Source organism: Gordonia sp. NPDC003429 (genome assembly GCF_053588575.1).
The window spans coordinates 464,072-483,520 of the sequence record NZ_JBSFQF010000001.1 but is presented as its reverse complement, the minus strand read 5'-3'; the positions used below and the strand labels follow the sequence as shown (position 1 = coordinate 483,520).

Sequence of the window (19,449 nt, the reverse complement as noted above, 5' to 3'; positions counted from 1 at the left end):
ACCAAGGGTAGCCGCCGACCTTGTGAGCCCCGTGAGTCAGGCCACCACGTCCTCGGCGAGTTCCTCACGTTCGGCCTCCGACAGCTCGTCGCGCTCGTGACGTCCGGCCCCGCCGGCCGTGAGAGCCGCGACGTTGCGACGCCGCTCGACGGTCGCCGCCACAGCCACCAGAGCAGCTCCGACGACGAGCCAGCCCACGATCTTCGCGATGTCACCAGCAACTGCGACCTGCGGGAAGTACGCAAGGTCACGCGCCGACTCGTTCAGCCCGGCGCCGATCCAGAAGTCGTGCAGCACACCGAAGAACGCCGGCTGTAGCTGCGGGGCGAACACGCCGCCACTACTGGTGAAGTTCAGGCCCACGAACAGCGTGACCATGGCGAGCGTGGTGAACCGGCCGATCAGCGGATGCAAGCCGATCGCGAAGAGCATGGTGGCAAATGCGTAGATGATCGACAGACCGAAGATCTGCCACTGCGCCCCGGGAAGGGCATTGAATACCCAGGTGGCAATGGCTGTGGTGACCGCCGCGGCGATTACCGCACCAGCCGCTGCGAATGCGAGACGCACACGCACTGATCGGCCGCCGGCGGCAACGGCGATGGCGATGCCGCAACCGTACGATCCGACGGTCAGCGCCACCAGGAAGAAGAAGATGCTCTGACCCGACGGGTCGCGCACCGGATCGGCAGGCACCACGTCGACGATCTTCAGCGGTTCGTCGCGGGCGATCGTGATCTGTCCGAAGATGCGTTCCATGGTGACCGCGGTGGGGTCGGACGCTGCGGTGGAGACGAGCAGCGACGGCGGGTTTGCGGACGGGACGAAGGCCGCGGCGATCTCGCGGTGTTCGATGGCCGAGCGCGCCTGGTCGACGCTCGCCACGGTGCGGATCGACACGTGATCGCCGAGGGTCTGCTGCAGGCTCTGCGCGGTGATCGCGGTCTGGGGACCCGCACCCACCACGTCCACCCGGACATCGTGTGGGTCGGGCTTGTGAAAACCGCCGATGTAGGCGAGCGCCATGACGAATCCGATCACCAACGGCACGGCGACGTGCGAGGCGATCGTCTTGATCGGAAGAGCGTGGGGAGCTGGAGCGGACACGAAATACCTCTGTCGGAGTGATGATTGAAGTTGCATTCTGCAACCGTGGGATAGTTGTAGAATACAACCATGGTCGATCGTGTGCAATCCCCCTCCCCCGATGCCCCCTCCCCCGATGCCCCCGCCCCCGATGCCCCTGCCCCCGATGCCGGCACCCGCGTGGGCACCGAGTTGGTGACACTGTCCCGACGCCTTCGCAACGGGGCCAGGAGCATCTACGCCGAAAGCGGCCTCACCTACGTCGAGTACTCGCTGCTCTCGCTGGTCGCGGCACACCCCGGTGTGAATGCCGCCGCCCTGGCGCGAGAGGCCGGCATCGACAAGTCGACGGCCAGCAGACAACTCGGCGAATTGCGCACCCGGGGCCTTCTGCGCCGCCGTCAGGACGAGCTGAGTGCACGCTCGCAGACCCTGGAACTGACCGCCGACGGCGAGTCGATACTCGACGACATCCGACACCGCAGCGGCGCCGCGATCACCCGGCTGTTGGCCGACTGGCCTGCCGGCGACCTCGAACAGTTCGCGTCGCTGCTGCATCGCTACAACACCGCCGAGGCGCGGTGACACCCTCCCGACGGGACAGCCAAGTTACGGTACCGTAGGTTGCGTGAACACGATACTGCCCACGCCCACCGCGGAGAAGCCACGCCTGCGCGGCGTGATCCACCACTACGCGGCGTACGTGGCGGCTCTCGCCGGCGTGGCGGTGGTGGTCGGCGCCGGACTCGTGCGTGGCCCGGGGGCTGCCGTCGCATGCTCGGTGTATGCGCTGACCATCGTCGGCGTCTTCGCGGTATCGGCCTTCTACCACCGGATTCCATGGAAATCCGTACGCGCGCAGATTCGGATGAAGCGTGCCGATCACTCGATGATCTTCGTCTTCATCGCCGGCAGCTACACCCCGTTCTGCACCATGGCGCTGCCCACGCCGATCCGGTGGTGGGTACTCGGCATCGTCTGGGCCGGCGCGATCGCCGGTGTCGCGCTCAAGATGGCGTGGCCGGAGGCCCCGCGGTGGCTCGGCGTCACCCTCTACATCCTGCTCGGCTGGGTGGTCATCGCCGTCGCTCCCACCCTGGTTGCCCGCACCGGGTGGGCCGTGATCGTCCTGCTGGTGCTCGGTGGCCTCTTCTACAGCATCGGCGGCGTGCTCTTCGCGGCGCGCTGGCCCAATCCTTGGCCCACGACGTTCGGGCACCACGAGGTGTTCCACGCCTGCACCGCCATCGCCGCGCTGCTCCATTACGTGGCGGTGTGGCTGGTGATCCTCGGGTGAGCAGATAGCGGCCGTTTTCATGCCCTGACCTGCGCCGCGGCACTTGTCACGATAGTCTGATAGTGTCGAACACATGATCGATTGGATGGCGGTCGAGCGATCCTGAGACGACACGATCCTGAGATGACAATGCCCCGGCGGGAGGTGATCGGCGTGACAGACCCAAGCAGTACCGACGCGAGCAGCACTGATGCAAGCAGTACCGACGCGAGCAGTAGCGAGTCGCGACCGGCCGAACTCGTCGCGCAGATCCACCGTCTCATCGACGAGTTGGCCGCCACCGGCGTCTCGTCGTGTACCGATGAGGACGTCGTAGCGGTGAGCGCCGAGACCGAACGGGCCTCACGGCGACTGGCGGCCGTCACCGATCAGCAGGTGGTCGAGATCTCCGATCGTGATCTGCCGCGACGGATGCGCAGCAGAGGTGTCATCGGATTCCTCGCCCAGCATCTGGGCATCGGCGATCCGGTGCGCAGGCATCGACTCATCAAGGCCACCGCCCGCTTCCACGGGGCCACCGGCGAGGTACTCGAACCGCAGCACCCACGACTGGCCGACGCGCTTGCGGCGGGCGGCGTCGCACCGGCACGTGCCCACACCGTGCTCGACATCTTGGAGAAGATCCCCTACGCGGTGGCCCACGACGTCAGGGTGGCCGCAGAGGCCATGATGGCCGAGTTCGCCATCGAGTTCGGGCCCGCGCATCTGTCCGTGCTGGGGTCTCGCCTGATGGCGCACCTCGATCCCGACGGGCAACTCTCCGACGACTCCGACCGTGCACGTCGACGAAACCTGTGGCTCAATCGGCAGGATTCACAGCTGATGTCGAAGCTGACGGGCCATCTGGATCCGCAGACGCGGGCCATGCTCGAGGTGCTGTTCGACACGTGGGGCGCGGCAGGCGTCAACAACCGTGACGACGAGAACTCTCCGAGCGGATCGGCCGCCGACGTCGACCCGCAAGAACTCGACGACGCGGCCAAGCGCGACCTCCGCAGCACCGCGCAACGCCATCACGACGCGCTGCACGCCCTCCTGGCCGCCGCGCTGAATCAGAAGTTGCTCGGTAAGAGTCATCGCGGGATGCCGACCCAGGTCATCATCAAGGTCGACGAGAAAGACTTGCGCCGCCAGGCCGGCCTGGGCACCACCGCGTCCGGAACGGAACTGCCGATCTCCGATGTGATCAAACTGGCCGCACGATCGCAGCAGTACCTCGCGGTGTTCTCCGAACACACCAGCGTGCCGCTCTATTTCGGCCGGTCGAGGCGCCTGGCCTCGCTCGGACAGCGCCTCGCCTCCTTCGCCGCCGACGGCGGGGAGATGTGCTCGGCACCGGGATGCACCCAACCGGCCACCCACGTCGAGATCCACCACACCGTGGAATGGGCCGAAGGGGGGCTCACCGACATCGACGTGCTGGCGCCTGCCTGCCCCGTGCACCACCACATGATCGGGCCCAATCCCGGTCAGTACTCCACGCGCGTGATCAAGTCGGGTCCCGATACCGGGCGTACGGCCTGGCGAGTCAACGCGGAGCCGGGCATGCCCCTCAATCCCGAACAGGTCAACCGATTCCCCGATGCGAGGACCGAACTGGCCCGACACCTTTCGGTGGTTCGTTCAGAAATCCATCAGGAAGCGTCACCACCGACTGCGCCAGCGCAGTCCGACGCGCCGATCCCACCTGATCCGCCTCTGCCACCTCCATCGCCACCGCGAAGCGGGCTCGAAGACCACCTCACCCACCAGGTGCTCACGCAGCTGCGTGAACGGCCGCGAGCGTGGGACATCACCTGGCCGCGATACCGCAGCGACCCCGACGACCCGAGCGCCGACCCGCCCAGCGCGGCGTAGCACTATCTGCATCTTCCCTATTTCACTGCGCCCTCATTCGGGTGTCGCTGTGGTGTCGCCGCCACGACACCGCACCCTGGTCGTCTGTGCTCATGCCTGGACCCTCGATCCGCACGCTTCGGGTCGACCCCGACAAGACGCTGCGCGGTGGCCTCACCCGCAGACGATTCCTCACCTGGACGGGCGTGGCCGCCGGCCTGGCGACCATCCCGTCGATCTTCACCACCGACGCCGCCTCGGCACCCCCGCCCCGACGCGGCCACAACCTGTTCACACTCGGTGTGGCCTCGGGAGATCCGCTGCCCGACTCGGTGGTGCTGTGGACGCGCCTCGCCGCCGACCCGCTCGCGCGCGGGGGCGGGATGGGACAGGCGAGCGTCCCCGTCGAATGGGAGATCGCGTCCCACCCGTCGCTGCGCGGAGTGGTCGCGCGGGGCACCGCCCTCGCCACACCCGACAACGGCCACAGCATCCACGTCGACGTCCGTGGACTCCGTCCCGCCGCGGACTACTTCTTCCGGTTCCGGGCCAACGGCGAGATCTCCCCGGTGGGCCGCACCCGCACCGCTCCGGCCATCGGGAGCAGTCCGGCCGCAATGACTTTCGCCTTCGCATCCTGTCAGTCATGGGCCGATGGGCACTACCTGGCCTTCGCCGACATGGCCCACCGCGCACCCGACGTGGTGTTCCACCTCGGCGACTACATCTACGAGAAGCCCATCCCGGTGGACGGCGGACGGCGGCGCACCACGGCGATGCCCGCATCGGCGCAGCGCGAGTGCATGACCATCGACGACTACCGCGACCGCTACGCGCTCTACAAACTGGACCCGGATCTGCAACGCGCACACGGCACCAGCCCGTTCATCACGACCTTCGACGACCACGAGGAGGACAACAACTGGGCCGCCGACATCCCCGAGGACGACCAACCCATCCCGGCGTTCCTCGCGCGGCGATCCCAGGCGATCCGCGCGTGGTGGGAGAACACTCCGGTACGCACCGCCCAGCGACCACACGGCCTCGACATCCGCGCCTACCGTCGATTCTCGTTCGGCGACCTCGCGCAGTTCAGCGTCCTCGACACGCGCACGTATCGCAGCGACCAGGTCAACGGCGACAACGACACCGCCCAGAACGACCGCACCGCCGACCCGCGACGCACCATCACCGGTGCTGCACAAGAACGGTGGTTGCTCGACGGCCTGGCCGCCGGCCGCAGCCGGTGGAACGTGCTCGCGCACCAGACCACCATCGCCGACATCGCACGTGAGCACAACGGCGTGCGCGCGGTCAGCATGGACGGCTGGAGCGGATACGAGGCCTCACGCGCACGCATCCTCGACGGCGCCCGCGCCCGCGGGGTGAACAACCTCGTGTCCATCGTCGGCGACATCCATCGCAGTGTGGTCAGCGACCTGCGGGCCACCTACTCGCGGCCGTCACCCACCGTCGGCGTCGAATTGGCCGGTACGTCGATCACCTCGGGAGGCGACGGCGCCGACAGCGATCCCAGCGACCAGCAACTCAAGGCCGCATGCCCGCACGTGCATTTCGGCAACGCACAACGCGGCTACGTGCTCAACCGGTTGACCCACAACACGTGGGAAGCGGAGTACCGCGTTGCTCGCTCCGTCGCGTCACCCACGGGTACGCTGCAGCGTCGCGCCACCGTCACCATTCCCGCCGGGCGACCCGGCGTCGACGTAGTCTGAACCGATGGGTCTTTGCCGCCGGGTGACTGCTGACGGGTGACTGCCGATAGGTGACTGCTGATGACTGACCATGTTCCCGACTGGGTCGATCCGGAGCTGTACCCGTTCACCGGTGCGTGGATCGACGTGGCGGGGCATCACATTCACTACCTCGACGAGGGTTCGGGGCCCACCTTGCTGATGGTGCACGGCAACCCGACGTGGTCGTTCGTCTACCGCGACGTGATCACCGCCCTGCGCAACGACTTCCGTTGCGTCGCGATCGACCTGCCGGGTTTCGGCCTGTCCACGGCAGCAGAGGATTTCAATTTCCTTCCGGCGTCGCACGCCGAGGTGGTCGCCTGGTCGTACCAGTTGTTCGCTTCCCAGAACGCGATCGACCGTGCCCGCAAGGTGGCAGACGAGATCCGCGCGGAACTGACGGCTTAGCCGAGCGCGACTATCAACCACACTGCGAGGCCGACGAGTACGGCGGTTGCGAGGTTCGCGGCGAGTACCGCAAGCATCAACTGACTGAACGACAGGTTCGCGTTCACTGTTCCCTCGACTTCAACTACGCCGTCACGAGACATGCGCTCCTGACGTGCCAATTCAGCGTCAATCATCTCGTCGGTGATGTTCCGTGCCATGCGCGAGATTGTAGCCCCATCTGGAGGTGTCGGTGACCGAACTAGCCACCGCGTACGTGAGCATCGTTCCGGAGACAAGCCGTATTGCTCCTGGTGTTCGTGCGGCGCTGGGCCAAGCTGATCGTGAGGCGTCGCGCGCCGGTCAGCGTATGGGTGGCGCGATGTCGTCGGCGTTGGGTACCGCGCTCAAGACGGGTGCTGCTGCGGCGGCGGCTGCTGGTACCGCTGCGATCGGCACCGCTCTCGTAGCCGGGTTTAAGCGTCTCGATGCGATCGACCAGGCGCGGGGCAAACTGTCGGCGCTGGGTGCGTCGACGCAGACGACCGCGAAGGTGATGGATTCGGCTCTGGCCGCGGTGAAGGGCACCGCGTACGGGCTGGGTGATGCGGCGACAATTTCGGCGTCGGCAATGGCTGCGGGTGTGAAGCCGGGTCAGGATCTCACCAAGTATCTGACGATGACGGCGGATACCGCTGCGATTGCGGGTACGTCGCTGTCGGATATGGGCGCGATTCTGAACCAGGTTCAGACCGGGCAGATGGCGTACACCGATGACCTGAATCAGCTTGCCGATGACCTCACGCCACAGGGGTTCGGTCTGCACGTCCGGGTCTGATCCACCGAGAGCACTCATGTGCCGATCGTAGGCACCACTCAACGTTGACGACCGACGCTTCTGCTCTCAGCAGAAGGGGCCCGGCCAGCCGAAGCGCCCGCCCAGCTGGGTGCGCCCCAGCAAGGTGCGTCTCAGCTACGTGCCAGCGCCGCCAGCACGATCGCACTCACGTCCCACGCCATGCACTTGTCGGTCACCGACTTGCCGTACACCAGCGGCGAGGCGTCGGGCGACTGCGCCCCGGCCTCGAGGAAGCTCTCCAGCATCACACCGCTGATCGTCGGCGCCTTGCCCGCAGCGCGGGTGGCCCGCACGGTTTCCGCGATCTCGGTGGCCACCTCGGCCTGACGGATGTGGTCCTTGCCAGAGTTGGCGTGACTGCAGTCGATCATCACCCGCGCGGGAAGCCCGGCCTTCTCGAGTGCGGCCACGGCCGCGGTCACCGAGGCGTCGTCGAAGTTGGGTCCCGACGTGCCGCCGCGCAGGATGATGTGGCAGTCGTCGTTGCCGGCGGACTCGACCAGCGCGCCGTGACCGAAGTCGTCGACTCCGAAGAAGACGTGTTGTGCCGCTGCGGCTTTGACGCCATCGATGGCGACCTGCACATTGCCGTCGGTGCCGTTCTTGAATCCGATGGGCATCGACAGACCCGACGCGAGCTGTCGGTGTACCTGCGACTCGGTGGTGCGGGCACCGATCGCGCCCCACGCGACCGCGTCGGCGATGTACTGCGGGCTGGTGGGTTCGAGGAACTCGCAACCGACGGGCAGCCCGAGGTCGATGATGTCGAGCAGCAGCGACCGCGCGGTGCGCAGTCCGCGCTCGACGTCGAAGCTGCCGTCCATGCCGGGGTCGTTGATGAGACCCTTCCATCCGACCGTGGTGCGTGGCTTCTCGAAGTAGACCCGCATCACGATCTTGAGCCGGTCGGCGTAGTCGACGGCCAGGGGCGCGAGGCGCCGGGCGTAGTCGAGTGCGGCGATCGGATCGTGCACCGAGCACGGTCCCACCACCACGAGCAGGCGGTCGTCGCGACCGGCGAGGATGTCGGCGATCTCGTCGCGGTCGGCCTGCACGGCCAGCGCGCGACGCGCCGTCAGCGGCAACTCGGTGCGGATGGTGTCCGGGGACGGGATGGAGCGGAACGATCTGACCCGTCGGTCGGATGTGCTCTCATTCCTCAGGTCCGGGAGGGTGGTCACGGTGATGCCTTTCGCGGTTGTGTGCCCTTGTCCGTCTGTCAGGCGCACCCGCTGGTCGTGGCCGGAGACCCCTGACATGAGAAGAGCAGCGACCTGATGGTCACTGCTCGGGGCTCCGGGTTTGTGTTGTGCGACGCTGATCAGCGCTTCATCGCAGGCTCACCCGGAGCCTCGATAAAGAACCGCCAATAGGCGCGCACTCTGATCACGAGCACAAGGCTAGCACCGCGGCGTCGATCACGACAAAGAGCTCACAATCGGCGCTCACCCATCGGCGCTCACGGATGGCCCCGGTCGATGAGATGGCTGAGCACGATGATCGATTCGCTGCGGTCCACCGGACCGGCCTGCCGGATGCGCTCGAGCGCCTGCTCGAGGTGGTGTACGTCGCGGGCCATCACCCGCAGGATCGCATCGGCCTGTCCGGTGATGGTGGCCGCGCTCACCACCTCGTGGATGGGTTCCCATGCGGCGGCGAGTTCGTCGGGTGAGATGTTGCCGCGGCAGAACACCTGCACGTAGGCCTCGGTGGTCCACTGCATCGCGATCGGATCGATCACCGTGGTGAAGCCGCGGATGATGCCGTCGTCGAGCAATCGGTCGACGCGTCGTTTGACTGCCGGCGCGGAGAGTCCCACCTCGTCGCCGATCTGCGCGTACGTGGCCCGGGCGTCGCGGGTGAGGCACGCGAGCACCTTTTCATCCAGATCGTCGATCTGACGCAACGTATCAATCTCCTCTGATCAGCTTCCGGTGATTTGTAAATCAAATGCGCAATCTACGTCGATTGATTGCGCCGATCAGGCACGATACCCTCGATTTATGACGATGACGAGCCCTTCTTTTGTTGCGCCCTTCGAACGGTCGCCACGCGCCCGTACCTACGCCATGACCGCCCCCGCGCATTTCACCGTCAGTTATGCCATCAATCCGTGGATGGATCCGTCCGTCCCGGTCGACGCCGGCAAGGCCCTCGCCCAGTGGCACGGCCTGCGCCAGGTGTACGAATCCCTGGGACACGCCGTCCACCTGGTCGATCCGCAGCCCGGTCTGCCCGACATGGTCTACGCCGCCAACGGTGGCCTGGTGATCGACGGCAAGGCCGTCGCCGCCAGCTTCGCGTTTCCCGAACGCGCACCCGAAGGCGACCACTACGCCGACTGGTTCCACACCGCAGGCGTGGGCGAGGTACACCGCACGTCGGGCGTGCAGGAGGGCGAGGGCGACTTCCTGGTGGTCGGCCGACGCATCCTGGCCGGCACCGGATTCCGCACCCACCCCGACACCCACGCCGAGGTCGGAGCCATCACCGGACTCCCGGTGATCACGCTCGACCTCGTCGACCCCCGCTACTACCACCTCGACACCGCGCTCGGCGTGCTCGACGACGAGAACATCGCCTACTACCCGGCGGCATTCTCCGACGCCTCGCGGGCCCTGCTCGAAGAGTTGTTCCCGCACGCGATCATCGCCGATGACTCCGACGCCGCGGTTCTCGGACTCAACTTCGTCTCCGACGGCCGCCACGTCGTGATGACCGACGCGGCACCGCACCTCGAGGCACAGCTGCGGCTGGCCGGGTATCAGCCGATCACCGTCGACCTGTCCGAACTCCTCAAGGGCGGCGGCGGGGTCAAGTGCTGCACACTGGAACTGAGACTTCCCACGCCCGCTTCACACCCAACGGTTTCAACAGATTCACCGACGAATCAGAAAGGGGCAGGAATGCACACAGTCACCGAGCCCCATGTGGCGCACAACTATTCGCCTCTGCCGGTGACCGCGGCCACCGCCGAGGGGGCCTGGATCACCGACGTGGAAGGCCGCCGATACCTCGATGCACTCGGCGCGTACTCCGCCGTGAACTTCGGCCACCGCAATCCCGAGATCACCTCGGCCGCTGTGGAACAGCTCGGGCGGGTCACCCTCACCAGCCGCGCCTTCGTGTCCGATCAGCTCGAACCGTTCTGCGCGGCGCTGGCCACCCTGTGCGGCAAGGACATGGTGCTGCCGATGAACACCGGCGCCGAGGCGGTGGAGTCCGCGCTCAAGGTCGCCCGCAAGTGGGGCTACGACGTCAAGGGTGTACCCGACGGCATGGCCAAGATCATCGTCGCGGGCAGCAACTTCCACGGCCGCACGATCAGCATCATCAGCTTCAGCGACGACGACGACGCACGCGGCGGCTTCGGTCCCTTCACCCCCGGATTCGAGCGCGTGCCCTACGCCGACTCCGCGGCGCTGGCCGAGGCCATCGACGAGAACACCGTGGCCGTGCTGGTCGAACCCATCCAGGGCGAGGCGGGCATCATCGTGCCGCCGGACGACTACCTGCCCGAGGTGCGTCGCCTCTGCACCGAGAACAACGTGTTGATGATCGCCGACGAGATCCAGTCCGGACTCGGCCGCACCGGCAAGACCTTCGCGTGCCAGCACTGGGATGTGGTGCCCGACATCTACACCCTGGGCAAGGCGCTCGGCGGCGGTGTGCTGCCGGTGTCGGCGGTGGTGGCCAACCGCAACATCCTGGGCGTGCTGCACCCCGGACAGCACGGTTCGACCTTCGGCGGCAACCCGCTGGCCGCGGCCGTCGGCCACACCGTGGTACGCATGCTGGCCGAGGGCACGTGGCAGTCGCGGGCCGAGGATCTCGGTGAGCACCTGCACGCCCGGTTGCGCGAGTTCGTCGGCCGCGGCGTGATCGCGGTGCGCGGTAAGGGCCTGTGGGCCGGTGTCGACATCGACCCCGACCTGGGCACGGGCAAAGAGATCTGCCTGCGCCTCGCCGAACTCGGTGTGCTGGCCAAGGACACCCACGGTTCGACGATCCGTTTCGCCCCGCCGATCGTGATCACCCACCAGGAGATCGACTGGATGATCGAGCAGTTCGCCGAGGCCATCAGCGCCTGAATACTGCCGACCCCTGACAACCGAACCGGTCAGCGCGACGCCGGGCCGCCCACCGCGGCCCGGCGTCGTTGTACGTGCCGACGTTCCGCCGGGACTAGCCTGGAGAAATGTCCACCCGCATCGCGCGTCACGTGCTGCTCATCCGGCATGGTCAGACCGAATGGTCGCTGACCGACCGGCACACCGGACGCACCGACATCGATCTCACCGACAAGGGCGCCCAGGACGCCGCCGCCCTCCAGGGCGTCACCGGACGGCTGGGACTTCTCGACCCGTACGTGATGGTGTCACCGCGGCGACGCGCCCAGCGCACCGCGGAACTCGCCGGTCTCCACATCGACGAGACCAACGACCTGTTCGCCGAGTGGGACTACGGCGACTACGAGGGACTGACCCGCGCGCAGATCCACGCCGAGCACGACCCGAACTGGGCGATCTGGACGTCGGGTGCTCCCGGCGGCGAGTCGGTGGCCGACATGACCCGCCGGGTGGACACCGCCGTCGATCACGTCGAGGAACGTTTCGAAGTCTCCGACGTGGTGGTGGTGTCGCACGGACACTTCTCGCGCTCGTTCATCTGCCGATTCCTCGGGTGGCCGATCGCCCAGGGCGCCAACATCGACCTGCGTCCCGCCGGTAGTGCACTCCTCAGCGACACCGGCGGCGATCGCCGTCTCGTCGAGCTCCGCGGACCCGAGGGCGCGCATCCGTCGACCGGAGCGCTGTGAAAACCCTTCTGCCGTAGTTCGATGTCACCAGGTGACACGAAACTACGGCACAGTGGGTGTTCGGCCGGATTTACGGCTGCCGCAACAGGTCTGCCAGTGCGGCCTCCGACGTGACCGGCAACGAGCACACTGTGCCCCGGCACACATACGCGGCGTCCGCGCCGTCGACCGGTCCGCGACCGTCGAGTAACGGCACCGAATCACGGCTTCCGGCAACAACAGTCGCGCCGCCCGGCGCGAGTCGGCGTGCCCGCGCGGCGAGTTCCCCATCCGACCACGTGCCGGTGGCGACCGCCACCTGCAGCGGACCGGCCACGCGCGCCTGCGCCACCGCCAGCCAGTGACCCGCCGCGCGGGGCGCCTTGGCCAGCAGGATCGCGGCGCGCGCCAAGGTCGCGTCGAGCAGCTCGGCGTATCGGGTTGCCCGGCCGAACGGGGCAAGTGTCGAGGCGATCAACAGCGCCTCGGCGAGCAGGGAGGCGCCCGACGGGGTGGCGCCGTCGGCCGGATCACGCGGCCGCGCGATGAGCGTGCCCTCGGCCGCGTCGAACCAGGTGCCCGGCTCGGCGGGGTCGGCGAACACCTCGACCGTCGTGTCCAGCAGCTCGTATGCCCTTTCGCACCAACGCTTGTCACCGGTGGCCTGATGAACGACGAGCATCGCGGTGACGAGCGCGGCGTGATCGTCAAGGGCCGCCAGCGGATCCCCCACCACACCGCCGAGCGACGAGCGACGCAGACGTCCGTCGACCACATGGTGACCCCACGCCTCGTCGAGCACCTCGACCGCCAGATCCACCCACTCCGGCCTGCCCAGCACCGATCCCGCCTCGGCCAGCGCCGTCACCGCCATCGCGTTCCACCCGGTGACCACCTTGTCGTCGCGGGCCGGTTGCGGCCGTTCGGCACGCGCGGCGAGCAGTCGGCGTCGCACATCGGCATAGCGGGCGGCGTCGTCGGGGTCGGCGCGCAACTGCAGCGTTGACCGTCCGTGCTCGAACGTGCCGGTCGCCGTCACGGTGAAAAGCTCAGCGGCCCAACGTCCGTCGTCCTCGCCCAGAATCTCGCGCAGTTCGTCGGGGGTCCACACGTAGGTGGAGCCCTCCACACCGGCGGCGTCGGCGTCGAGCGCCGATGCGAAGCCGCCGACAACCCGCAGGTCGGTGCGCAGAAAGTCGACGATCTCGCCGGCGACGCGTTGCGCCGGAACAGTGTCGAGGATGCGTGCGAGGTGTGCGTAGCACCGCAACAACTGTGCGTTGTCGTAGAGCATCTTCTCGAAATGCGGTATCACCCAGTCGTTGTCGACGGCGTATCGGGCGAAGCCACCGGCGAGCTGGTCGTAGATGCCCCCGCGGGCCATGGCGTCCGCGGTGCGGGCCGCCGCCTCGAGCGGCGCGACGTCTCCGGTGCGTTCGTGGTGGCGCAACAATCCTTCGATCAGGGCCGACGGCGGAAACTTGGGCGCACCGCCGAAACCCCCGGCGACGACGTCCTCGTCACCGAGCACCGTCGTGACCGCATGGCCGAGTAGCCGCTCGTCCACCGGAATCGTGCCCGCCGGTAACGCCGACGAGGCCGACGCCAGCGCGTCGCGCACCTGCCCGCCGAGCGAGTCGATCTCGGCGCGGCGCTGCGTCCACGCCTCGGTGATCGCGGCGAGGATCTGCCGGAACGACGGCATCCCACCGCGGGGCGTGTCCGGATAGTAGGTGCCGCAGTAGAACGGTTCGCCCGACGGAGTGAGGAAACAGGTCATCGGCCAGCCGCCCTGCCCGGTCATGGCGACGGTGGCGTTCATGTAGACGGCGTCGATGTCCGGGCGCTCTTCCCGGTCCACCTTGATGCACACGAAGTCGCGATTCATCACCTCGGCGGTGACCGGGTCGTCGAACGATTCGTGTGCCATCACGTGACACCAGTGACATGCCGCGTAGCCGACCGACAGCAGGATCGGCACGTCGCGGGTCACCGCCGCGGCAAGCGCCGCATCACCCCACTCCTGCCAGGCCACCGGATTGCCGGCGTGCTGGCGCAGGTAGGGACTCGACGAGCCGCCCAGTTCGTTGCGCATCCCGGCTCGCGTCCCGCGGGGGTCAGGTGTCCGCGGACTTGCGGTCGTCGGTGGCGCCGGGGACCGAGGTGCCCGGCGAGTCGTCGGTGGTTGCGCCGGCGGCGGTGTCGGGGGTCAGTCCGGCACCGGCGTTGTCGGTCCCCTCGTCGAAGGCCTGATCGGGCTCGGGATGTTCGGAGTCGAACGACTTGGGCAGTTTGCGTAGCTGCTTGTTCATCGACCAGATGAGCAGGCCGGTGCCGATCAGCAGCACGATGATCACCAGCAGGCCGATCGGGGAGGCCTTGCCGAATTCGGGTCCTTGCGGCTGCTGCGCGGCCAGCACCGCGATCGTCGTGGGGCTCACGAGGACGCCTCCTCACGCACGTCGAGCAGTTCGGAGTCCTTGGCCACACCGGCGAACAGGTCGTTCTCCGGAATCGAGGTGGTGACGCGGGTCTGCGCCAATTCGAACTCCTCGGTGGGCCACAGCCGCTGCTGCCATTCCAGCGGCACGGCGAAGAACACCCCGTTGGGGTCGATCTGGGTGGCGTGCGCGCGCAGCGCGTCGTCGCGCTGCGGGAAGTAGTCGCCGCATTCGATCTGGGTGGTGACGCGCCCCATCAGGTCGCCGCGGCTCGGGTCCCACTTGCTGAGCCACTCGGCGAAGGGGCTCTCCTGCCCGTGACGTGCGAACTCCTCGGAGAACAGCACCATCCGGTCGCGGATGAACCCGTGCGTGTAATACAGCTTCGACACGGTCCAGGGTTCTCCGGTACCCGGATAGGCGTCGGGGTCGGCGGCCGCCTCGAACGCTGCCACCGACACCTTGTGACACATGATGTGGTCGGGGTGGGGGTAGCCGCCGTGCTCGTCGTAGGTGATCATCACGTGCGGCCGGAACTCACGGACGAGGCGGACGAGTTTCTCGGTGGGCACTTCGAGCGGAAGCGTCGCGAACGAGCCCTCCGGCAACGGCGGGAGCGGGTCGCCCTCGGGCAACCCGGAGTCGACGAAGCCGAGCCACACCTGTTCGACGCCGAGCGCCGCGGCGGCCTTGGCCATCTCTTCCTGGCGGACCTCGCTCATCCGCTCCTTGATGCCCGGACGGTCCATGGCCGGATTGAGGATGTCGCCGCGTTCACCACCGGTGAGCGTGACGATCAGCACCTCGTCGCCCTCCGCCGCATACTTGGCCGACGTTGCCGCACCCTTGCTCGACTCGTCGTCGGGGTGGGCGTGCACGGCCATCAGTCGAAAGCCGTCGCCGGTCGGACGGGATTGCGTCACGGGTTCCTCACCTTCGGATGCGTACTCCTCACATGGTAGGTATTGACGCGTGAACAGTTCAGACGGGGGCAGGTCGGAGGGCTCCGACCTGCAGGATCGCCCGCAGAGCGGTCCCCGCGCCACCTACCCCGTCGCACAGTCGGCGCGCAGTCGGCGCTATTGGTTCATCGGTCTGTCGGTGGCCGTGGTGGTGATCGGGATCGCGCTGGCCGCGATCGGCTACACGAAATTCGCCGATCCCGACGTCAGCGGGCAGGCCACCGGATACGACATCCTCGACTCCTCGTCGGTGGCCGTGATCTACACCGTCAACCGCAGCGATCCCACCCGGCCGGTGGCCTGCGTGGTCCGTGCGCGGTCCAAGGACGGGTCGGAGACCGGACGCCGCGAGGTGCTCGTTCCGCCGGGACAACAGCAGGAGGGACTGCGCACGGTGGTGCGCACCTCGGAGCCGCCGGTCATCGGCGAGGTGTTCGGCTGCACCACCAACGTGCCGGCCTATCTGACCGTGCCGGACTCGTGACCACCCGCGACACCCGGCAGCGAGCCGCATTCGCCTCCGCGGGCAGTCCCTACTTCCCGCTGCTGGTGGCGCTGTTCGTCGGCGTCATGCTGATCAGCAACATCACCGGCACCAAGGGCGTGCTGCTGTTCGATTCATGGCTGCACCTCGACGTCGGACCGATTCGTCTGCACGGCCTGGTGACCGACGGCGCGTTCTTCCTGTTCCCGCTGGCCTACGTTCTCGGCGACGTGATCAGCGAGGTGTACGGCTTTCGCGCGATGCGACGGGTGATCCTCGCCGGATTCGCCGTGCTGGTGCTCGCGTCGCTGTGCTTCTGGCTCACCATCCATCTGCCGGCGGCGCCGTTCTACGACGGCCAGCAGGCGTTCGAGCGGGTCGCGGGCGTGGTTCCACAGTTCCTTCTCGCGGGTCTCGCCGGGTACCTCGCGGGCGAATTCCTCAACTCCTTCGTCCTCGTCAAGATGAAGGAACGCGCAGGTGAGCGGCAATTGTGGGCACGGCTTCTCGGGTCGACGGTGGTCGGCGAATTCGCCGACACCCTCGTGTTCTGTTCCATCGCGGCGTCGGCCCTGGGGATCTCCACCTGGGGCGACTTCATCAACTACACGGCCGTCGGCTTCATCTGGAAGACGCTGGTGGAGATCGTCGTCATGCCGATCACCTATCTGGTGGTGGCGCGGCTGAAAATGGCCGAGCCCAGCTACCAAGAAGCGCTTGAAGAATTGCGCGAAGACGTCAAATGACGTGCTTCTGCCCGCAACCTTTGGTATCGTGATCGAATACACGGCTCCGGAAGGGGTCGTGTTGCTGCATTTAGAGCAGTCCATATGCCCAGGTGAAGACCTTCGCCCGAGGCGCGGACAACACAAAGGAGTGACCGATGACCGACACCCAGGTGACCTGGCTGACCCAGGAGTCGCACGACCGCCTCAAGAGCGAGCTCGACTCCCTCATCGCCAACCGTCCGGTCATTGCTGCCGAGATCAACGAGCGACGCGAAGAGGGCGACCTCAAGGAGAACGGCGGCTATCACGCGGCCCGCGAAGAGCAGGGCCAGCAGGAAGCGCGTATCCGCCAGCTGCAGGAACTGCTGAACAACGCCAAGGTGGGCGAGGCGCCGACGCAGTCGGGCGTCGCACTGCCCGGTTCGGTGGTCACCGTGTACTACGACGGCGACAAGAGCGATGAGGAGACCTTCCTGATCGCCACGCGCGAAGAGGGAGCCCAGGGCGGCAACCTGGAGAACTATTCGCCCAGCTCGCCGCTGGGTTCGGCCCTGATCGACGCCAAGGTCGGCGACACCCGCGAGTACACCGTCCCCAGTGGCTCGGTGATCAAGGTGACGCTGGTCAAGGCCGAGCCGTACCACGGCTGACGCCACGCCCTGAGACCTGACGCAGTGATGCCCGGTTCCGTGTTGTGGAACCGGGCATCACTGGTTTTCGTGCCGGGGTGATCGGGACTCAGAGCACGTCGGACTTGTCCTCCCGGCTCACCTCGTGGTCGCCGACCGCGTTGTTGAGATACGTGATCTCGATCGGACCGGTCGTCACGACGTCGTCGTAGCGCACCTCCAACGGGGTCTTCGGCAGATCGTGCGCGAATACCTCGATCTCGGTCGGGGGCACCGCTGGGACAGGTTTGACCGGGGCCTTGACCTCGGCCTTCTTGACCTCAGGCTTCTTGACCTCGGCCTGCTTGACCTCGGCCGCCTTGATCGGAACCGGCTTGACCGGGGCGGGTTGCGCCGGCACGGGCTTGACAGGCGCAGCAGGGACCGGAGCGGGCCTGGTCGGTGCCGGTGGTGTCGCGCGTGGTGACGTCGCGACGGGTCGCGTCACCGAAGCCGATGTCCCTCCCACGCCTGCGGGCGCGGATCGGGGCGCCGGCGCCGGCGGTGTTGCGGCCCGTGGTGACGCGGGAACTGCTCCCCGCGATATCGGCTCGGGTCGCGTCGGACCGTGCCCCTTCGCCTTCGGTCGGCGGCGCAGAAGCCAGGCCGCCAGGGCGCACAACGCGGCGAGTGCTGCGAGCAGCAATCCCCACAGCCACCACCTCGACGACGAACCACCCGCGTCACCGGCACTGACACCCGGTGCCGCGACGCTCGGTGCGGACACACCCGTGGCGCCCGGCGCCGATCCCGCGAATCCGGGGATCGTCGACGCCAACGCGGCCGGCTCGGTCCGCAGTCCGGTTGTCTGATTCCAGCTGATCTCGGTGCCTCGAGGACCCGCGAACGTGGACATGGCGGTCTCGTCCTTCAGAGCGGTGTCGGTGACCGGGAACCCGAACGGTCCTCGGCCCGCGCCGCTCGCGTTCCATGCCTGCCGCACCTTTCCCGTGATCAGATGCGCGCCCGTCTGCGGACTCCACACGATCGATGCACCCCCTTTTGTCGACAGGTCGGTGATCTTGCCCGCCGGCGGGGTGTCGCTCTCGTCGTCGGTCGGGAATCCGAGCGCAGCGGGCCCGCCCAGGGCCTTGTACTTCGCGAGGATCACCCCGTACATCACGCGGGCTCCGGTTTCATCGGAGAAGTAGATCTCTCCTCCGTCGAATACCTGATAGGCACCCCCGGCGATCGCGGTCGCCGGGCCGGCGGGTTCACCGAGCGGCGCCCTGTTGCCGCCCAGCTCTTTGTAGTGCGCGGTGATCGCGGTTGCCGCCGCGGACTGCGCGGGATCCGCTCGGGCCACGGGAACCGAACAGATCGTCAAGCCGGCTCCCACGAGCGCAAGGGTCATTACGGTCGTGAATCGTCGTAAATCTGGGCGTCGCATCAATGGCGATGACGAGGTACGCACCGGAACCTCCTCCTTTGGGGTTTCTGGTTTCACTTCCGCAGGTGACGGGGGATGTTCCACCGCGGCCCCTTGGGGTCGTCGGGGCGATCGGTTCGCGAGTTGTCGACCGGCGCGGCCGGGCGAACGGGAATCTCTTCCGACCGTTTCCGGAGTTCCACAGAGCCGTCACCGACGATGTCGTCGTCGGGATGCTGCCCGGTGGCACGCTCGATCCACCGCGCCTCCTTCACGTCTCCGGTCTCGACAAAGGTGGCCGTGGTCGCCGTGACCTCACCCGCAAGTCCACGTGTGACGGTCTTGGTGGCCTGGTGTTCCTCGATGATCTTCTCGACCGGCTTCTCCACGAATTTCCGCACATAGACCGGCTTTTCGACCACCACCTCGACGATCTTCTCGACCGGCTTCTCCACGATCTTCTCGACCTCGCGGTAGACGGGCCTTTCCACGATCTTCTCGACCGGAACCTCGACCGGCCGCTCCACCACCCGCTCCTGGAAGAACTTCACCTCTTTGTTGATGGTCTTCTCCACGATGACGGGTCGTTCGACGATCTTCTCGAGCTCGCGATTGACCGGCTTGTCCACGACGCGCTCGGCGATCTTGGGCCGTTCCACGATCTTGTCGACGGTGTGATCGACCGGCTTCTCGATCACCTTCTCGATCACATTGGGCTTCTCCACCACCCGCTGCACGGTGTGATCAACCGGCTTCTCAATCACCTTCTCGATCACA

19 protein-coding genes and 1 pseudogene are annotated in these 19,449 nt (G+C 67.1%); 11 read left to right on the top strand and 9 right to left on the bottom strand.

Annotated features, from left to right (window positions below; genetic code table 11):
• Positions 1-36 precede the first annotated feature (36 nt).
• Positions 37-1,107 carry a hypothetical protein gene (locus ACWDSI_RS02260; RefSeq protein WP_449755534.1) on the bottom strand — a complete coding sequence of 357 codons (1,071 nt, stop codon included), beginning with the start codon at positions 1,105-1,107 and terminating at the stop codon, positions 37-39.
• 69 nt (positions 1,108-1,176) lie between these two features.
• On the opposite strand from ACWDSI_RS02260, the gene ACWDSI_RS02255 reads away from it, so the two are divergent.
• From ACWDSI_RS02255 to ACWDSI_RS02235, 5 genes are all read left to right on the top strand, one after another.
• Positions 1,177-1,671 (top strand): MarR family winged helix-turn-helix transcriptional regulator, encoded by a 495-nt coding sequence (locus ACWDSI_RS02255; protein WP_449755533.1) that lies wholly within the window; start codon positions 1,177-1,179, stop codon positions 1,669-1,671.
• Positions 1,672-1,714: 43 nt separating this feature from the next.
• Positions 1,715-2,383: a PAQR family membrane homeostasis protein TrhA gene (trhA, locus tag ACWDSI_RS02250; protein WP_449755532.1), complete on the top strand. Its 669-nt coding sequence runs from the start codon at positions 1,715-1,717 to the stop codon at positions 2,381-2,383.
• A gap of 153 nt (positions 2,384-2,536) precedes the next feature.
• Positions 2,537-4,240, top strand: coding sequence for a DUF222 domain-containing protein (locus tag ACWDSI_RS02245; RefSeq protein ID WP_449755531.1), 1,704 nt, complete (start codon positions 2,537-2,539; stop codon positions 4,238-4,240).
• Positions 4,241-4,332: 92 nt separating this feature from the next.
• A complete protein-coding gene (locus tag ACWDSI_RS02240) occupies positions 4,333-5,955 on the top strand; it encodes an alkaline phosphatase D family protein (RefSeq protein WP_449755530.1) in 1,623 nt (540 codons plus the stop codon).
• A gap of 60 nt (positions 5,956-6,015) precedes the next feature.
• Positions 6,016-6,384: an alpha/beta fold hydrolase gene (locus ACWDSI_RS02235; RefSeq protein ID WP_449755529.1), complete on the top strand. Its 369-nt coding sequence runs from the start codon at positions 6,016-6,018 to the stop codon at positions 6,382-6,384.
• Here ACWDSI_RS02235 and ACWDSI_RS02230 read toward each other — a convergent pair.
• Positions 6,381-6,584 (bottom strand): hypothetical protein, encoded by a 204-nt coding sequence (locus ACWDSI_RS02230; RefSeq protein WP_449755528.1) that lies wholly within the window; start codon positions 6,582-6,584, stop codon positions 6,381-6,383. The two genes, ACWDSI_RS02235 and ACWDSI_RS02230, sit on opposite strands and share 4 nt — an antisense overlap.
• Positions 6,585-6,610: 26 nt before the next feature.
• Here ACWDSI_RS02230 and ACWDSI_RS02225 point away from each other — a divergent pair, with 26 nt between their 5' ends.
• Positions 6,611-7,201 carry a hypothetical protein gene (locus ACWDSI_RS02225; RefSeq protein WP_449755527.1) on the top strand — a complete coding sequence of 197 codons (591 nt, stop codon included), beginning with the start codon at positions 6,611-6,613 and terminating at the stop codon, positions 7,199-7,201.
• Between the two features lie 131 nt (positions 7,202-7,332).
• Here ACWDSI_RS02225 and ACWDSI_RS02220 read toward each other — a convergent pair whose 3' ends face one another.
• Both ACWDSI_RS02220 and ACWDSI_RS02215 read right to left on the bottom strand, forming a co-directional pair.
• A complete protein-coding gene (locus tag ACWDSI_RS02220) occupies positions 7,333-8,403 on the bottom strand; it encodes a 3-deoxy-7-phosphoheptulonate synthase (protein WP_449755526.1) in 1,071 nt (356 codons plus the stop codon).
• A gap of 278 nt (positions 8,404-8,681) precedes the next feature.
• Entirely contained in the window at positions 8,682-9,128 is a 447-nt protein-coding gene (locus ACWDSI_RS02215) for an Lrp/AsnC family transcriptional regulator (protein ID WP_449746214.1), read from the bottom strand.
• Positions 9,129-9,225: 97 nt separating this feature from the next.
• On the opposite strand from ACWDSI_RS02215, the gene rocD reads away from it, so the two are divergent.
• Entirely contained in the window at positions 9,226-11,313 is a 2,088-nt protein-coding gene (rocD, locus tag ACWDSI_RS02210; protein WP_449755525.1) for an ornithine--oxo-acid transaminase, read from the top strand.
• Positions 11,314-11,420: 107 nt separating this feature from the next.
• A complete protein-coding gene (locus tag ACWDSI_RS02205; protein WP_449746216.1) occupies positions 11,421-12,041 on the top strand; it encodes a histidine phosphatase family protein in 621 nt (206 codons plus the stop codon).
• A 70-nt stretch (positions 12,042-12,111) separates the two neighbouring features.
• Here ACWDSI_RS02205 and ACWDSI_RS02200 read toward each other — a convergent pair whose 3' ends face one another.
• From ACWDSI_RS02200 to mca, 3 genes are read right to left on the bottom strand one after another with little or no spacing between them, the layout of a single operon-like run.
• On the bottom strand, positions 12,112-14,115 hold the full coding sequence (locus ACWDSI_RS02200) for a thioredoxin domain-containing protein (RefSeq protein ID WP_449755524.1): 2,004 nt from the start codon (positions 14,113-14,115) through the stop codon (positions 12,112-12,114).
• A 22-nt stretch (positions 14,116-14,137) separates the two neighbouring features.
• Positions 14,138-14,461, bottom strand: a complete 324-nt coding sequence (locus ACWDSI_RS02195) for a hypothetical protein (protein WP_449746218.1) — start codon at positions 14,459-14,461, stop codon at positions 14,138-14,140.
• Positions 14,458-15,345 carry a mycothiol conjugate amidase Mca gene (mca, locus tag ACWDSI_RS02190; protein WP_449746244.1) on the bottom strand — a complete coding sequence of 296 codons (888 nt, stop codon included), beginning with the start codon at positions 15,343-15,345 and terminating at the stop codon, positions 14,458-14,460. The genes ACWDSI_RS02195 and mca overlap by 4 nt, the downstream gene beginning before the upstream one ends.
• An 88-nt stretch (positions 15,346-15,433) precedes the next feature.
• Here mca and ACWDSI_RS02185 point away from each other — a divergent pair, with 88 nt between their 5' ends.
• The 3 genes from ACWDSI_RS02185 (at position 15,434) to greA (ending at position 17,285) form a co-directional block, all read left to right on the top strand.
• Positions 15,434-15,907 (top strand): DUF4307 domain-containing protein, encoded by a 474-nt coding sequence (locus ACWDSI_RS02185; protein WP_449746219.1) that lies wholly within the window; start codon positions 15,434-15,436, stop codon positions 15,905-15,907.
• Entirely contained in the window at positions 15,904-16,653 is a 750-nt protein-coding gene (locus ACWDSI_RS02180; RefSeq protein WP_449746220.1) for a queuosine precursor transporter, read from the top strand. The genes ACWDSI_RS02185 and ACWDSI_RS02180 overlap by 4 nt, the downstream gene beginning before the upstream one ends.
• 137 nt (positions 16,654-16,790) lie before the next feature.
• A complete protein-coding gene (greA, locus tag ACWDSI_RS02175) occupies positions 16,791-17,285 on the top strand; it encodes a transcription elongation factor GreA (protein WP_449746221.1) in 495 nt (164 codons plus the stop codon).
• Positions 17,286-17,373: 88 nt separating this feature from the next.
• On the opposite strand, the gene ACWDSI_RS02170 is transcribed toward greA, so the two are convergent.
• Entirely contained in the window at positions 17,374-18,642 is a 1,269-nt protein-coding gene (locus ACWDSI_RS02170) for an LGFP repeat-containing protein (RefSeq protein ID WP_449755523.1), read from the bottom strand.
• A gap of 104 nt (positions 18,643-18,746) precedes the next feature.
• Positions 18,747-19,449 (bottom strand): annotated as a pseudogene (locus ACWDSI_RS02165) (hypothetical protein); the annotation flags it as partial.

Coding starts and splice junctions, on each gene's coding strand:
- ACWDSI_RS02255 (WP_449755533.1), top strand. CDS start 1,177: ATGGTCGATCGTGTGCAATCCCCCTCCCCCGATGCCCCCTCCCCCGAT.
- ACWDSI_RS02240 (WP_449755530.1), top strand. CDS start 4,333: ATGCCTGGACCCTCGATCCGCACGCTTCGGGTCGACCCCGACAAGACG.
- ACWDSI_RS02235 (WP_449755529.1), top strand. CDS start 6,016: ATGACTGACCATGTTCCCGACTGGGTCGATCCGGAGCTGTACCCGTTC.
- ACWDSI_RS02230 (WP_449755528.1), bottom strand. CDS start 6,584: ATGGCACGGAACATCACCGACGAGATGATTGACGCTGAATTGGCACGT.
- rocD (WP_449755525.1), top strand. CDS start 9,226: ATGACGATGACGAGCCCTTCTTTTGTTGCGCCCTTCGAACGGTCGCCA.
- ACWDSI_RS02205 (WP_449746216.1), top strand. CDS start 11,421: ATGTCCACCCGCATCGCGCGTCACGTGCTGCTCATCCGGCATGGTCAG.
- ACWDSI_RS02200 (WP_449755524.1), bottom strand. CDS start 14,115: ATGCGCAACGAACTGGGCGGCTCGTCGAGTCCCTACCTGCGCCAGCAC.
- mca (WP_449746244.1), bottom strand. CDS start 15,345: ATGGCCGTGCACGCCCACCCCGACGACGAGTCGAGCAAGGGTGCGGCA.
- greA (WP_449746221.1), top strand. CDS start 16,791: ATGACCGACACCCAGGTGACCTGGCTGACCCAGGAGTCGCACGACCGC.